The sequence below is a fragment of the Undibacterium sp. FW305-107 genome, assembly GCF_058788535.1.
The window spans coordinates 554543-570354 of the sequence record NZ_JBYTAV010000002.1 but is presented as its reverse complement, the minus strand read 5'-3'; the positions used below and the strand labels follow the sequence as shown (position 1 = coordinate 570354).

The following is a 15812-nucleotide window of genomic DNA, read 5'->3' as shown; positions in this document are numbered from 1 at the left end:
TTACAACAACATATATAGCTAAAACATCAATACCTAAATCAACACTTTATTAACGCTTATCGATCGCTGGCACATCACGCTTAGGTGCACCAACAAACAACTGACGTGGGCGACCAATTTTTTGCTCCGGATCAGAAATCATTTCCTTCCATTGAGCGATCCAGCCTACTGTACGTGCCAGGGCGAAGATACCAGTAAACAATGCAGTTGGGATACCCAGTGCGCGCTGCACGATACCAGAGTAGAAATCGACGTTAGGATACAGCTTGCGGCTGACGAAGTATTCGTCTTCCAGCGCGATTTTTTCCAGGGCCATGGCCAGTTTGAACAATGGATCATCTTGCAGACCCAGTTCTTGCAGCACTTCATAGCAGGTTTCACGCATCAGTTTGGCGCGTGGATCATAATTTTTGTAAACACGGTGACCAAAGCCCATCAACTTGACGCCAGAGTTTTTGTCTTTGACCTGAGCGATAAAAGTAGGAATATTATCGACACTGCCGATTTCTTCCAGCATGCTCAATGCGGCCTCATTTGCACCACCGTGAGCAGGGCCCCACAGGCAAGCAATACCAGCAGCAATACAGGCGAATGGATTTGCGCCAGAAGAACCAGCCAGACGTACCGTCGATGTAGAAGCATTTTGCTCGTGATCTGCGTGCAAGATCAGGATACGGTCAAGAGCGCGCACCAGCACTTCATTGGTTTTGTAGGGCGCACATGGTGTAGAGAACATCATGTGCATGAAGTTCGCGCTATATGACAGATCATTGCGTGGATACACAAATGGCTGGCCGATAGAATATTTGTATGCCATCGCAACCAATGTAGGCATCTTGGCGATCAGACGGATAGCTGACACTTCACGATGATGTGGGTCATTGATGTCCAGGGAGTCATGGTAGAAGGATGCCAGCGCACCGACTGTACCTACCAATACCGACATAGGATGCGCATCACGACGGAAGCCGCGGAAGAAGAATTGCATCTGCTCGTGCACCATGGTGTGATTGGTGACGGTCGCAACAAATTCAGTTTTTTGCGCTGCATTTGGCAATTCTCCGTTCAGCAACAGATAGCAGGTTTCCAGGAAATCGCCACCATTAACTGCCAATTGCTCGATAGGATAACCGCGGTACAGCAATTCACCCTTGTCGCCATCAATATAAGTAATGGAAGAATTACAGGCTGCCGTGGACATGAAACCTGGATCATAGGTGAACATGCCGGTAGAACCATACAATTTACGGATGTCGATGACATCGGGACCAATTGAGCCCTTGTAAATCGGCATTTCCAAGGCTGGTGAGCCATCGGAGAATGATAGGGTGGCTTTTGTTTCAGAATTTGTCATGGCTCTTCCTTCAGATAAGAGGTGAGTCGTTAATCAAAAAAACACAAAAAAATCAGCTTAAAATCAGCTTTCTTTACGCCGTTTGCAGGCGCAGCAATAAAGCGTGGACATGAGGCAGATCGACTTCGGCTTCGGCTTGTTTCTTGGCCATGATCAGATCCATTAAAGTATTGTCCGGCAATTCCATCAGGCGGCTGAAGGCATCCACTTCCTCATCTGTCAGGGATTCTTCATTGGCATCCAGAAAACGCGTCAAGATCAGATCGTTCTCCAGCAAACCGCGCCTTGCCCGCCACCGCAAACGCGCCCGCTTTACCGGGTCGTTTTGATGGGATATAGCTTGTGACTCAGACATAATTAATTCTCTTCCATACTGACTATTTCATGCGGTTCTCAGCTTGCCTGGAAAACCGCATGAAATAGCAGCGATGTCCGGAGACATCGCTGATATCAACTTAAACTACGAACTTAGACTGCACGACGGACCATCAGTTCTTTAATCTTACCGATAGCACGGGTAGGATTCAGACCCTTAGGACAGACGTCCACACAATTCATGATAGTGTGGCAACGGAACAAACGGTACGGATCTTCGAGGTTATCAAGGCGCTCGCCAGTTGCCTGATCACGGGAATCAGCAATGAAGCGATAGGCCTGCAACAAACCTGCCGGACCAACGAATTTATCCGGATTCCACCAGAACGATGGACATGAAGTAGAGCAGCATGCGCACAGGATGCACTCATACAAACCGTCAAGCTCTTCACGCTCTGCAGGAGACTGCAGACGTTCTTTTTCCGGAGGAATGGAATCATTCATCAGGTAAGGCTTAATAGAATTGTATTGCTTGAAGAATTGCGTCATATCCACGATCAGATCACGGATCACTGGCAAACCAGGCAAAGGACGCAAGACGATAGGCTCAGTCAGTTCGTTCAGGTTGGTGGTACAAGCCAAACCGTTTTTGCCATTGATGTTCATCGCATCAGAACCACACACACCTTCACGGCATGAGCGGCGCAGTGCCAGAGAATCATCAACGTCAGACTTGATACGCTGAAGAGCATCCAGCAACATCTTGTCAGTGTCTTGCAACTCAACGGTCAAGTCTTGCATGTAAGGCTTGGCATCCTTGTCCGGATCGTAGCGATAGATTTTAAATTTTAATGTACGTGCCATATCGGTATCTCTTTAGAATGTACGTGGTTTTGGTTTGAAGGGTTCTACGGTCAGTGGCTTAGTCACGACCGGCTTGTAGTCGAGGCGATTGCCTTCGGAATACCACAAGGTATGCTTCATCCAGTTAACGTCGTCGCGCTCTTCATAATCACGGTGTGCGTGAGCACCACGGGACTCTTTGCGTGCGGCGGCAGATGTAATCGTTGCTTTGGCAGTCTCGATCAAGTTATCCAGTTCCAGCGCTTCTACGCGTGCTGTATTGAAGACCTTGGATTTATCCTTGAAAGAAACATGCTTGCGACGCTCATCAAGCTCCATAATTTTCTTGTAGCCGGTTTGCAGCAATTCATCAGTACGGAACACGCCACAGTATTGCTGCATGCTGGCACGGATATCATTCGCAACATCCTGCACACGCTCGGAACCAGTGCTGCTTTCCAGCTTGGACAAGCGTGACAGCGCCAGATCAGCTGCATCAGCAGGCAAATCTTTGTTGCTGCGCTCTTTAAGCTTGCTGGCAACAACGTGGTTGCCGGCTGCGCGGCCAAACACCAGCAAATCGAGCAGAGAGTTAGTGCCCAGACGATTGGCACCATGCACGGATACACAGGCACACTCACCGATTGCATACAGACCGTTGACGATTTCACTACCACCATTTTTCGGCGCAACAACCTGACCATGAATATTGGTCGGGATACCACCCATTTGATAATGGATCGTAGGAACGACAGGAATCGGTTCCTTGGTCGCATCCACGTTGGCAAACTTGTGAGCAATTTCGAGAATGGACGGCAAACGTTTTTGAATCGTGTCAGCACCGATATGGCGCAAATCCAGCATGACGTGATCTTTATTCGGACCACAGCCACGGCCTTCCTTGATTTCCTGATCCATGGAGCGGGAAACAAAGTCACGCGGGGCCAAATCTTTGTAGGTAGGAGCATAGCGCTCCATGAAGCGCTCACCCTGACTATTGATCAGAATACCCCCCTCACCGCGTACGCCTTCAGTAATCAAAACACCCGCGCCAGCCACACCGGTTGGATGAAATTGCCAGAATTCCATATCTTCCAGCGGCAGGCCGGCACGCGCTGCCATACCCATGCCATCACCGGTATTAATAAATGCGTTGGTAGAAGCTGCCCAGATACGACCGGCACCGCCAGTGGCAAATATCGTGGTTTTAGCTTCCAGCATCATGACTTCACCAGTTTCCATTTCCAGCGCAACGACACCCAGTACATCACCATCCGCATCGCGGATCAGGTCAATCGCCATCCACTCAACAAAGAAATGGGTGCGGGCGCGCACATTGCGTTGATACAGCGTATGCAACAAGGCATGACCGGTACGGTCAGCCGCAGCACAAGCGCGCTGTACAGCTTTCTCACCAAAGTTGGCAGTATGACCACCAAATGGACGCTGGTAAATCGTGCCATCCGCATTGCGGTCAAATGGCATGCCGAAGTGCTCGAGTTCATAAACAACTTTTGGTGCTTCGCGACACATGAATTCGATCGCATCCTGGTCGCCCAGGTAATCAGAACCCTTGACCGTGTCAAACATATGCCAGTACCAATTGTCTTCTGACATATTACCGAGGGAAGCACCAATACCGCCCTGCGCAGCGACAGTATGGGAACGGGTAGGAAATACTTTAGACAATACGGCGACATTCAGGCCAGCTTCTGCCAGTTGCAGCGAAGCACGCATGCCAGAACCACCGGCACCAATGATGACCGCGTCAAAACGGCGGCTAGGGATTGTGGATTTAATTGCGGCCACTTTTATACTCTCCACAAAATCTGTGCAGCATAGCCAGCACAAGCAATCAGCCACAAGATAGTGGCAACTTGAAATACCAGACGCACAAATACATTGTGGGTCACATAATCCATCCAGATATCACGCATACCAACCCAGGCGTGATACAACAGGCAAACGACAACAGAGAATGTCGCCAGCTTGAACCATTGCATGGCGAAGATGCCTATCCAGCCCGCCTGATTGAAATTTTTACCCGTCAAAAACAGACCAAGCAGAATGACGGTGTACAGTGCCATCACGATGGCAGTTACACGTTGTGCCAGCCAGTCACGCAAACCATAACTAGCTCCCACGACCAGGCGCTTGGCGCCAATATTATTATTTGCCATTTAGAATACTCCGAACAGTTTCAAGGCTATCAATGCTGCCAGCACAAGACTGATCGCTAACACACTCACTGCTGATTGACGTGCGCTATCCTTGTCGAGGCCATAGTGCAAATCCATGAGCAAGTGACGCACACCAGCGCAAAAATGGTGCAGATAAGCCCAAGACAAAGCCAGGATGATCAACTTAACGAAAACACCAGATGTCAAAGCCTGCAGTTCGGCAAATGTCGCTTCCGATGTCAAACTCTTATCAAGCAAATACAAGATGAATGGCAACAACAGGAACATCAGCATTCCACTTGCCCGGTGCAAGATGGAAACGAAGCCTGCTAGCGGCAGCCGGTACCCGGTCGCATCTATCAAGCGCATTACACCAAAGCGTGGCTTGGTTTTTACTACTTCAGACATAAATAATCTCCCCATTAACTAGTCTGTACATAAACCTTGCAATTTTCGCTCATTTTGGTGCGTTGCACCAACAAAAATCATCACGATTAACAAAATATCGCTATCTTAAACCTAAAGCCCAACAGACGCAGAGCCTGCAAATACACAAGCAGAGGCACGAGGTACACCTAAAAAACCACAGCAAATCAATTATCTGATTGATTTAACTCAATTCATTTCTGTAATGATGATTCATCGTCAGATACAGACCGCGACGCAACTCAACCGGCTTATCACCATACGTAAACGAAACACGTTCGACGTTGAGCAGAGGCATACCAACATCAACATTAAGCAAGCCCGCCACGGCCTCGTCAGCGCAAACGGCGCGGATTTGCTCAGACGCCCTGATCATGTGCGTACCAAATTCAGTTTCAAACAGACCGTACATAGGCCCTTTGTATTCATTCAGGCGCTCAGCCGTCAGACCTTTGAAGATGGAACCTGGCAACCACAGATCATCAAGAATGGTGGGTACGCCAGAAAAAGACTGGACACGACGAATAAAAACAACCGAATCACCAGATTTGATATCCAGCAAACGCGCTACTTCAGCCGGTGCCCGCATGCGCTTGACTTCAATGATGCGATTCTCGGGATAATGTGGCACGCCTTCATCAGGTGCCAATCGCAAAAAGCGAAATTGCGAACGCGCCTCATGGTGCGTTGCAACGAAAGTCCCCTTCCCCTGTCTGCGCACGACCAGGTTTTCTGCCGACAACTCATCAATCGCCTTGCGCACCGTACCCTGGCTAACCTTGAAACGGCTGGCCAACTCCATCTCACTGGGAATCAATTCCCCCGGCTTCCACTCTCCAGACTGCAGACTCTGGGTAATCAGGGCTTTGATCTGTTGATATAATGGACTGAAGGTGGGCGACGCGTTCAAGGATGAAGCAGGCGAAGCACCAACCCCGGCACCTGGAGTAGTCGGGGCAACAGTCGGATTATTTGCGGTTGGTATGATAGAGTTCATAGGCTGCAATTTCACCACAAAACTACCCGCCACGTCCAGAACAAACTACTAAGTGATATGTCTTATATAAGACATAAGATATTGATTGACACTTAGCCCCGCACGACCTAAACTTCCGTACAAATAGTTGGCGTCAGCACCAGCTATCAATCTGTCACGCACAGCTGCCACACCAAGCAATATAGTTCGAACGCTTTCAATGTAAAGGACGAAAACATGTTTGCAGCGGATTTTGGCTGACTGACAGGGCTTTCAACGGTATCATTAAGTGTTTTACATAGCGTCGGCATATCAGTCGCTGCAATTGTTTGAACATCGTTTTCACACCACTTCGGAGATGCATCATGGCGAAATCCCCTATGCGCGTAGCTGTAACCGGCGCCGCAGGCCAAATTGGCTATTCCCTTCTGTTCCGTATCGCCAATGGCGACATGCTGGGCAAAGACCAGCCAGTGATTCTGCAATTATTGGAAATTCCTGACGAAAAAGCCCAGAAAGCGCTGAAAGGCGTAATGATGGAAATTGACGACTGCGCATTCCCACTGTTGGCTGGCATGTCAGCTCACAGCGATCCAATGACAGCGTTTAAAGATATCGACGTAGCCCTGCTGGTTGGCGCCCGTCCACGCGGCCCAGGCATGGAACGCAAAGATCTGCTGGAAGCCAATGCACAAATCTTTACCGTCCAAGGCAAGGCACTGGATGCAGTAGCATCCCGCAATGTTAAAGTTCTGGTAGTTGGCAATCCAGCCAATACCAATGCTTACATCGCCATGAAATCGGCACCTTCCTTGCCAGCGAAAAACTTCACGGCAATGCTGCGTCTGGATCACAACCGCGCCCTGTCTCAAGTAGCTGCCAAAGTTGGCAAGCCAGTTGCTGCAGTTGAAAAACTGTGCGTCTGGGGCAATCATTCCCCAACCATGTACGCTGACTATCGCTTCGCGACAGTTGACGGCGCATCCGTCAAAGACCTGATCAATGACCAGGTCTGGAACAAGGACGTGTTCCTGCCTACGGTTGGCAAACGCGGCGCAGCGATTATCGAAGCACGCGGTCTGTCTTCTGCTGCCTCCGCAGCAAATGCAGCAATTGACCACGTACGTGACTGGCTGCTGGGCACAAACGGCAAATGGACTACCATGGGTATTCCTTCCGATGGCTCTTATGGCATCCCTGAAGGCACCATGTTCGGCTTCCCTGTAACAACAGAAAACGGCGAATACAAAATCGTTGAAGGCCTGGAAATCGACGAATTCTCCCGCGAGCGCATCAACATCACTCTCAAAGAATTGCAAGAAGAGCGTGATGGCGTCAAACATCTGGTAGGCTAATCAGGTCAAGGGGCAGATTCTGGCACTCGCTGGAATCTGTCTTGGTTTACGATGATATTTTAAGTAATGCACCCATCTACAGTACTTTTTCAGGATCAAATTGAACCGGTTATATTGCCGGTCTGCGACCATTACGCAGGATCTGAAAAATTGATGCGCAAATCAATTGCACTGCAACAGGAACTGGGTGGAGCTTTTGATATTACTCTCGATTGTGAAGACGGCGCAGCCGCTGGCAACGAGATCAATCACGCAAAGCTGGTCACAGCTTTGATCACCGGCACTGAAAACCATTATCAACGCTTGGGCGTGCGGGTACACGATGTGCGCCACCCCGCATTCGAGCAAGACCTGGAAATAATATTGCCAGCATGCGCAGATAAACTCGCCTATCTGGTTTTACCAAAAATAAATAATGCTGCCGAGTTGCAGGCTGCATTGCAGCGTGTCAATCATTTTGGCAAAAAAACCAATGGCCAGCTGATCCCCGTTCATGTCTTGATAGAAACCCATGGCGCACTGGCAGAAGTACAGCAAATTGCCGCCCTGCCCCAGGTAGAATGCCTGTCATTTGGCTTGATGGACTTTGTGTCCTCCCATTTTGGCGCCATACCTGCAACTGCCATGCGCTCTCCCGGACAATTCACCCACCCGCTGGTTTTGCGCGCCAAGCTGGAAATTGCTGCGGCCTGCCACCGTTATGGCAAAGTCGCTTCACACAATGTCACAACAGAAATCAGAGATGCAAGCGTGGCAGCAAATGATGCCCACCGCGCGGCAAGCGAATGTGGTTATACACGCATGTGGAGCATACACCCGGACCAGATACGCCCCATCATTCAGGCATTTTCACCCAGTGAAAATGATATCCAGGATGCAACCGCCATCCTGGCCCAGGCTAAAAATCAGGCATGGGGACCAATACAATGGCGCGGCCAGTTACATGACAGGGCCAGTTACCGTTATTATTGGACAATTTTAAGAAGGGCCCAGTCAGGGTCATTTGTTTTACCGGCAGCAGCACAAGAGTTACTTTAGGAGACACCATGAAATTACTTTCTTTTATCAGCCTGGCATTTGCAGCATGCGCCATCCTTGCAGCCAATGCCAATGCAGTGGAAGCACCACGCAGCAAGATCAAATCCACAGCAAAGGCTGCAAAACCTGCCGCTGCGCAGGCAGCAAAAGAAGATGACGAGCCGGAACCGGACGTGGCCCTGCATAAGAATTTCGAGTACAAGTGCGAACTCGGCAATTTTCTGACCATGTACACCAATCCTGAGGATGCCGACCATGTGGCCATGCGCTGGAAAAAACGCCTGTACCGCCTGACCAAAGTTGACACCACGACGGGCGCCGTACGTTTTGAAAACCGTAAAGCTGGCTTTATCTGGATAGGTATTCCCGCCAAAGGCTTGTTACTGGATTCTCATAAGGGTCAGCAATTGGCCAATGAATGCAAGACAGAGGCAGCATCTCTGGCTGAAGTTAATAGCAACAACAATAGCGGCACGGCGCAAGTCAAGTAAGTTTTAATACTTGAAATATTTTAGAACAGGCAATATCGAATATTCACTCCAATCACATTGTCTGGCTGACATAAGTGGATATTGCGACAATTTGATTTAACTATTTTTCGATCGTTGATTTTTGTAAATAAGAGGAAGAGCCATGAGCCAAAATGCGTACAAAGATGCATTCAAAACCCTGAAAGATTTTAAAATTTCAGACACCAAGAAAGGCAAGTTCTTTTCCCTGCCTGCATTGGAAAAAAATCTCGGCGTAAAAATTTCACGCCTGCCAGTCTCCATCCGCATCGTCCTGGAATCGGTACTGCGTAACTGTGACGGCAAAAAAGTTACTGAAGAACACGTCAAGCAACTGGCGAACTGGGGCGCTACCGCTGCCCGCACTGACGAAATCCCTTTCGTTGTTTCGCGCGTTGTCTTGCAGGATTTTACTGGCGTTCCTTTGCTGGCCGATCTGGCCGCCATGCGTAACGTCGCTGCCAAACAAGGCAAAAATGCAAAAAATATCGAGCCCTTGGTACCAGTTGATCTGGTAGTTGATCACTCCGTACAAATCGATCATTTCCGCGAAAAGAAAGCGCTGGACCTGAACATGAAACTGGAATTCCAGCGCAATAACGAGCGCTACCAGTTCATGAAATGGGGTATGCAGGCATTTGATACTTTTGGCGTGGTTCCTCCAGGCTTTGGTATCGTCCACCAGGTTAACCTGGAATATCTGGCACGTGGCGTACACAAAGCCAAAGATGCCAAGAAAAATGAAATCTTCTATCCAGACACACTGGTAGGTACAGATTCCCACACCACCATGATCAACGGCATTGGCGTTGTTGGCTGGGGTGTTGGTGGTATTGAAGCAGAAGCCGGCATGCTGGGTCAGCCAGTTTACTTCCTGACGCCAGACGTAGTTGGTGTCAACCTGACTGGCGCGTTGCGTGAAGGTTGTACCGCAACGGATCTGGTATTGACGATCACTGAACTGCTGCGCAAAGCCAAGGTCGTTGGCAAGTTTGTTGAGTTTTTTGGCGAAGGCACACGCTCACTGTCTCTGACAGACCGCGCAACAATCGCCAACATGGCACCAGAATACGGCGCCACGATGGGCTTCTTCCCGGTTGATGAAGCAACGATAGATTACTTTAAAGGCACAGGCCGCACCAAGGCAGAAATCGACGCATTTGAAGGCTATTTCAAAGCCCAGAAAATGTTCGGCATCCCTGCTGCCGGCGATATCGACTACACGACAGAAATCAGCCTTGATCTGTCCACAGTTGCACCATCCCTGGCTGGCCCTAAACGCCCACAAGACCGTATTGAAATCGGTAACGTCAAATCGACTTTTGCAGACCTGTTCTCGAAACCGACTTCCGAAAACGGCTTTAACAAAAAAGCAGAGGACCTGGATGCGGTTTACACCAATACTGATGGCGTCAAAGTTAAAAATGGCGACGTATTGATTGCTGCAATTACCTCCTGCACCAACACATCCAATCCTAGCGTCTTGCTGGCGGCTGGTTTGCTGGCCAAGAAAGCGGTTGAAGCCGGTTTGAAAGTTGCACCGCATATCAAAACTTCGCTGGCTCCCGGCTCTCGCGTTGTCACCAAATACCTGGAAGCAGCAGGCCTCCTGCCTTACCTGGAAAAACTCGGTTTCGGTGTCACGGCCTATGGTTGCACAACCTGTATCGGTAATGCCGGTGACCTGACACCAGCGATGAATGAAGCAATTGCTGCCAATGACATCGTGGCATCTGCCATCCTGTCTGGTAACCGCAACTTCGAAGCACGCATACATCCGAATATCCGCTCCAACTTCCTGGCCTCACCTCCTTTGGTCGTTGCATACGCCATCGCCGGCAACATGACCAGAGACTTGATGACAGAGCCAGTTGGCCGTGTTAAAGGCAAGGATATTTTCCTGGGCGACATCTGGCCGACCAGCGCAGAAATCAACAAGTTGATGAAATTTGCGATGAATTCCAAAACCTTCAAGGAAAACTACGCAGACGTCAAAGGTGCTCCAGGCAAGCTGTGGGAAAACATCAAAGGCGTTGCAGAAGGCGATGTCTACAACTGGCCTGCTTCCACTTACATTGCTGAACCACCATTCTTTGCTGACTTCACGATGGAACCAAAAGCAGCCGCGACCGGCATCACTGGCGCACGCGCACTGGGCGTGTTCGGTGACTCCATCACGACTGACCATATCTCCCCAGCTGGCTCCATCAAGGAATCCAGCCCTGCAGGTAAATGGCTGAAAGAAAATGGCGTTCTGAAAGCCGATTTCAATTCCTACGGCTCACGTCGCGGTAACCATGAAATCATGATGCGCGGCACATTTGCCAACGTACGTATCAAGAACCTGATGATCCCGGCCAAAGAAGACGGCTCCCGCGTTGAAGGCGGCGAAACCTTGTTCCAGCCAACTGGCGAACCTATGGCGATCTATGACGCAGCGATGAAGTATGTTGCTGACGGCGTGCCTACCATGATTTTCGGTGGCGAAGAATATGGTACAGGTTCTTCCCGTGACTGGGCAGCAAAAGGTACGCAATTGCTGGGCGTTAAAGCAGTGATTGCACGTTCTTTTGAACGTATCCATCGTTCCAACCTGGTTGGCATGGGTGTATTGCCACTGCAATTTATCGGCACTGACAGTGTTGATACCTTGGGCATCACTGGCAATGAATCTTTCGACCTGAAAGGCATAGAAGATGATATCAAACCACAGCAAGAAGTGACTCTGGTGATCCATCGCGCCAACGGCGAAACGAAAGATGTCAAAGTATTGTTGCGCATTGATACACCTATCGAAGTTGACTACTACAAACATGGCGGTATTTTGCCATTTGTATTGCGTCAATTGCTGGCAGCCTAAGAACCTGTTTCGATCTTACTACGCGAGCGTGATCGGGGCTCATGTGCTGCTCAAAATGCTCATGTACTAGAGTACATTCAGCTTTTTGCGCTGCGTTTTTGTTACCCTAACCCCGCTGACGCTCGCTACAGATTGCAAACAGGTCTAAGAGCTTCATGCAAACCCATCCCTGCTTGCAGGGATGAATTGAAAAAGAGTGAATTTCGATGGAAATTCACTCTTTTTTATTTGGTTTTTCTTTCATTGCATGGACATGCAAGAATGATGTAAGCAAGTACCTCTAAGCTTAAGCCATCTTATACGCAGGGCTTACGCAAAATCGCCCCAGCTGCGTTGCAGCTCCTGGCCGTACTTAAAAGTACTGTCTTCGTCGCTGATGCCTTGCTGGGTCAATTTTGCGTAAGCCCTGATAAATTCAACTCTGGAGACAATTATGTGGAAAATTCTCGTCGGCTTTATTATTTTTGCAGCCGCTGCCCTGTTCCTGATTTTTAAAGCAGGCGATAAAGTCGATATGCAAGGTGAAGCTGCCGGCCACAATCCGACTGAGGTTCACTCTGCTTCTGCCAGTGCCTCAGAACCTGCCCCGGCGAGCCTGCCAGCCGCAGCATCGGCAGCAAGCACCACTGCACCAGCGCCTGACGCGGCGGCAAGTAGCACCAGCAAATAAATCTTTATGAAGACAAAGGCTGTCTGAATAACAGCCTGGCAGCCTTTGTCTTTACGCCAGCGTCGCCAAAGCCTGTTCTATATCGGCAATCAGGTCTTGCGTATCTTCCAGACCTATATTGAAACGCACCAAAATCCCCGGCTCAGACCAGTTGGTACGCATATACTGCATGCGATAGGGTATGCACAAGCTATGCGCTCCACCCCAGCTATAGCCCAATTTGAACAATTTCAGGCTATCGACAAAGCGGTCGGTTTGCTCCTCACTATACTCCGCATCAAACAACACTGAAAACAAACCCCCGGCGCCAGTAAAGTCACGCTGCCAAATCTCATGCCCGGGACAATCTGGCAATGCCGGATGTAAAACCTTGCCGATTTCTGGCCTACCCGCCAACCATGAAGCAATTTTGCGCGCACTTTGATCATGTGCATTAAATCGTAGTTGCATGGTCGGCAAATTGCGCAGGACCAGGTAGACATCATCCATACCCACCCCAAAGCCCAGCCGCATGTGCGCCATCTGCAAACGGGTATTGAGTGCCTTGTCGCGGGTAATAACTGCCCCCATCAACACATCTGAACCGCCGCTTTGATATTTAGTCAGCGCCTGCATGATGATATCTACGCCATGCTCAAAGGCAGAGAACGCAATACCCGCAGACCAGGTATTATCCAGAGCCACCAGTACTCCGCGCGCATGGGCAGCAGCGCATATCGCTGGCACATCCGGCACTTCCATCGATACAGAACCCGGTGCCTCCACCCAGATAAGGCGGGTGCCTTCTTCTATCAATGCGGCAATGCCATCGCCGATCAAAGGATCGTAATACCGCACACTGACACCAAAACTGCGCGACAGCCAATCAGCCTGATCACGGCTGGGGCCATAGACATTATCCGGTATCAATACATGGTCACCGCTTTGCAGAAAAGCCATATTCACCAGCGTGATCGCGGCCAGGCCACTGGGCGCCAGCAGGCAATACTCGCCCTTCTCTATTTCTGCCAGCCGTGCTTCCAAGGTAAAACTGGTCGGAGTGCCGTGCAAGCCATAGGTATAAGCCGACTTATCCTGCCAGCTACGCTCACGCATGGCCGCGACATCGTTGAACAAGACTGTGGACGCATGATGTATGGCTACAGGAAAGGCAGCAAAGCCGTCTGGCGCGACATATTCATTGTGGATGATGCCGGTATTAAATCCTGGCTCTGGTTTACTGTTATCTGACATGATGACTCCTGATGTGCAACTTTAGCTGACCATGTATGTTAGCCCAGAAGTAGCATTCTTATCGATAAGCACAGGCGCAAAATATGCAGGCAATAAAAAAGGCGCCTCATGCGCCTTTTCTTATTTACTGATTTTTGATTTCGTCTGTTTTTTTGGTGATGGCAGCAATTCCAGCACAAACTCCTTACTGACTTTGCCATCGTCCGATTGCCAGACGCCACGAATGACATTGTCCTTGAGTTCGCCATCCCACTGGCCGGACACATCTACACCGTCTTCAGACTCTTCCATACTGAGTTTGTTTTTACTGACTTCGCCTGCCAGCAAAATCTTTTTACCATGATTGCGCTTGCCACCCGCTACGACATAAGAGCCTTCTACGCTATCGCGGTCTTCAGGTTTGGGTTGTATGTGCATGCGAATTCTGTCATTACCCATCGTGCCACGCAATTCAATTGCACCGGCAAAAAAAGGATTGGACATAGGTGCAAAACCTGGCTTCACTGCAGGAACAGGCTCAATCTTGTTTTGCTCCTGAGCCTGAACCATAAACCCTGACAGCAAGGCCAACGGCAATAAAACGACATGTAAAAATCTCATCAGACTGCTTCGCCCCACAGATCATGGGCATCAGCTGCAGTAATTTTTACATCAACGAATTCACCTACCTTGAGTTTGCGATGTGGCTCGAAAGGCGGCTTGACATAGACGACGCCATCAATCTCTGGCGCGTCCGCAGAACTACGGCCCACGCCGCCGCTACGGTCAAGAGAGTCAATCAGCACGCGCATGGTTTTACCGATTTTTGCCTGCAGGCGTTTTTTTGATATGCCTTCCTGCAACTCCATGACGCGGCGACGACGGTCTTCACGCACCTCATCTGGCAATTGATTGGCGATTTCATTAGCCGTCGCTCCTTCAACTGGCGAATAGGCAAAACAGCCCAGACGGTCAATCTCAGCTTCCTTGAGGAAGTCGAGCAGGTATTCAAACTCTTCTTCTGTCTCGCCAGGGAAGCCGGCGATGAAGGTAGAACGTATCGTGATCTCAGGGCACATTTCACGCCAGGCCTTGATGCGTTCTATATTTTTTTCACCACTGGCCGGACGCTTCATGCGTTTCAACACGTCAGGGTGAGCATGTTGCAAAGGCACATCCAGATAAGGCAGAACATGGCCGTTGTTCATGAAAGGAATGATCTGGTCTACATGCGGATATGGGTAAACGTAATGCAGGCGCACCCAGGCATCGTGCTGCCTGGCCAGCTCCCCCAGGGCTTCTACCAGCTGCGTCATGTGGGTTTTGACTGGTTTGCCATTCCAGAAACCCATGCGGAATTTGATATCCACACCATAGGCGCTGGTGTCCTGGGAAATCACCAGTAATTCCTTGACGCCAGCCTTGAACAGATTTTCTGCTTCCATCATGACATCGGCAATCGGACGAGATACCAGGTCGCCACGCATGGACGGGATAATGCAGAAACTGCAGCGATGGTTACAGCCTTCGGATATTTTCAGATAGGCAAAATGCTTGGGTGTCAGTTTGACACCTTGTGGTGGCACCAGGTCCATGAAAGGCTCATGCGGCTTGGGCAAATGCTTGTGCACTGCCGCCATGACTTCGCCTACTGCATGCGGGCCGGTCACCTCAAGTACTTTAGGGTGAATGGACTGTATCATGTCCTTGCCGTCAGCACCTTTTTTTGCGCCCAGACAACCAGTTACGATGACCCTGCCGTTTTCAGCCAAAGCCTCGCCTATCGCGTCCAGTGATTCCTGCACAGCGGCATCAATGAAGCCACAGGTGTTGACGATGACCAAATCAGCGCCGTCATAGGATTTGGCAGTGTCGTAACCTTCGGCACGCAACTGAGTCAGGATTTGTTCGGAATCGACGAGCGCCTTCGGACAACCCAGGGACACAAATCCCACCTTGTGGGTAGCAGGCATTTCTTGACGACGAATTTCTGAGATAGACATAAGGGAGTAATTAATAACGAAATAAGAGCAAAAAGGGTACAAAAGCGAATCCGCTATTGTACCCTTTTTGC

General features: G+C 49.8%; 15 protein-coding genes. 5 read left to right on the top strand and 10 right to left on the bottom strand.

Annotated features, from left to right (window positions below; all coding sequences use genetic code 11):
• Positions 1 to 49: 49 nt before the first annotated feature.
• The 7 genes from gltA to AC3WQT_RS06640 all read right to left on the bottom strand — a co-directional run bounded on the left by gltA (position 50) and on the right by AC3WQT_RS06640 (position 6115).
• A complete protein-coding gene (gene gltA / locus AC3WQT_RS06670) occupies positions 50 to 1354 on the bottom strand; it encodes a citrate synthase (RefSeq protein WP_423010347.1) in 1305 nt (434 codons plus the stop codon).
• 73 nt (positions 1355 to 1427) lie between these two features.
• Positions 1428 to 1709 (bottom strand): FAD assembly factor SdhE, encoded by a 282-nt coding sequence (locus tag AC3WQT_RS06665; protein ID WP_186951575.1) that lies wholly within the window; start codon positions 1707 to 1709, stop codon positions 1428 to 1430.
• Between the two features lie 113 nt (positions 1710 to 1822).
• Positions 1823 to 2533, bottom strand: a complete 711-nt coding sequence (locus AC3WQT_RS06660) for a succinate dehydrogenase iron-sulfur subunit (RefSeq protein WP_162059130.1) — start codon at positions 2531 to 2533, stop codon at positions 1823 to 1825.
• A 12-nt stretch (positions 2534 to 2545) separates the two neighbouring features.
• A complete protein-coding gene (gene sdhA / locus AC3WQT_RS06655; protein WP_492702993.1) occupies positions 2546 to 4321 on the bottom strand; it encodes a succinate dehydrogenase flavoprotein subunit in 1776 nt (591 codons plus the stop codon).
• A 2-nt stretch (positions 4322 to 4323) separates the two neighbouring features.
• Positions 4324 to 4692 carry a succinate dehydrogenase, hydrophobic membrane anchor protein gene (sdhD, locus tag AC3WQT_RS06650; protein ID WP_492702992.1) on the bottom strand — a complete coding sequence of 123 codons (369 nt, stop codon included), beginning with the start codon at positions 4690 to 4692 and terminating at the stop codon, positions 4324 to 4326.
• Positions 4693 to 5100 carry a succinate dehydrogenase, cytochrome b556 subunit gene (gene sdhC, locus AC3WQT_RS06645; protein WP_492702991.1) on the bottom strand — a complete coding sequence of 136 codons (408 nt, stop codon included), beginning with the start codon at positions 5098 to 5100 and terminating at the stop codon, positions 4693 to 4695.
• Positions 5101 to 5302: 202 nt separating this feature from the next.
• Positions 5303 to 6115: a GntR family transcriptional regulator gene (locus AC3WQT_RS06640; RefSeq protein ID WP_492702990.1), complete on the bottom strand. Its 813-nt coding sequence runs from the start codon at positions 6113 to 6115 to the stop codon at positions 5303 to 5305.
• A gap of 344 nt (positions 6116 to 6459) precedes the next feature.
• On the opposite strand from AC3WQT_RS06640, the gene AC3WQT_RS06635 reads away from it, so the two are divergent.
• From AC3WQT_RS06635 to AC3WQT_RS06615, 5 genes are all read left to right on the top strand, one after another.
• Positions 6460 to 7449 (top strand): malate dehydrogenase, encoded by a 990-nt coding sequence (locus tag AC3WQT_RS06635; protein WP_186951580.1) that lies wholly within the window; start codon positions 6460 to 6462, stop codon positions 7447 to 7449.
• A gap of 66 nt (positions 7450 to 7515) precedes the next feature.
• Entirely contained in the window at positions 7516 to 8487 is a 972-nt protein-coding gene (locus tag AC3WQT_RS06630; protein ID WP_492702989.1) for an HpcH/HpaI aldolase/citrate lyase family protein, read from the top strand.
• Positions 8488 to 8495: 8 nt separating this feature from the next.
• Complete coding sequence (locus tag AC3WQT_RS06625) at positions 8496 to 8978, top strand: hypothetical protein (RefSeq protein WP_492702988.1); 483 nt, start codon at positions 8496 to 8498, stop codon at positions 8976 to 8978.
• 142 nt (positions 8979 to 9120) lie between these two features.
• The gene (gene acnA / locus AC3WQT_RS06620; protein WP_492702987.1) at positions 9121 to 11856 is read left to right on the top strand and encodes an aconitate hydratase AcnA; all 2736 of its coding nucleotides are present in this window, start codon (positions 9121 to 9123) and stop codon (positions 11854 to 11856) included.
• 433 nt (positions 11857 to 12289) lie between these two features.
• On the top strand, positions 12290 to 12526 hold the full coding sequence (locus tag AC3WQT_RS06615) for a hypothetical protein (protein ID WP_492702986.1): 237 nt from the start codon (positions 12290 to 12292) through the stop codon (positions 12524 to 12526).
• A 51-nt stretch (positions 12527 to 12577) separates the two neighbouring features.
• On the opposite strand, the gene AC3WQT_RS06610 is transcribed toward AC3WQT_RS06615, so the two are convergent.
• The 3 genes from AC3WQT_RS06610 to rimO all read right to left on the bottom strand — a co-directional run bounded on the left by AC3WQT_RS06610 (position 12578) and on the right by rimO (position 15741).
• The gene (locus AC3WQT_RS06610; RefSeq protein ID WP_492702985.1) at positions 12578 to 13759 is read right to left on the bottom strand and encodes a cystathionine beta-lyase; all 1182 of its coding nucleotides are present in this window, start codon (positions 13757 to 13759) and stop codon (positions 12578 to 12580) included.
• A 120-nt stretch (positions 13760 to 13879) separates the two neighbouring features.
• Complete coding sequence (locus AC3WQT_RS06605; RefSeq protein WP_492702984.1) at positions 13880 to 14359, bottom strand: hypothetical protein; 480 nt, start codon at positions 14357 to 14359, stop codon at positions 13880 to 13882.
• Positions 14359 to 15741 carry a 30S ribosomal protein S12 methylthiotransferase RimO gene (rimO, locus tag AC3WQT_RS06600; protein ID WP_492702983.1) on the bottom strand — a complete coding sequence of 461 codons (1383 nt, stop codon included), beginning with the start codon at positions 15739 to 15741 and terminating at the stop codon, positions 14359 to 14361. Before rimO ends, AC3WQT_RS06605 begins: the two co-directional genes overlap by 1 nt.
• Between the last annotated feature and the right edge of the window lie 71 nt (positions 15742 to 15812).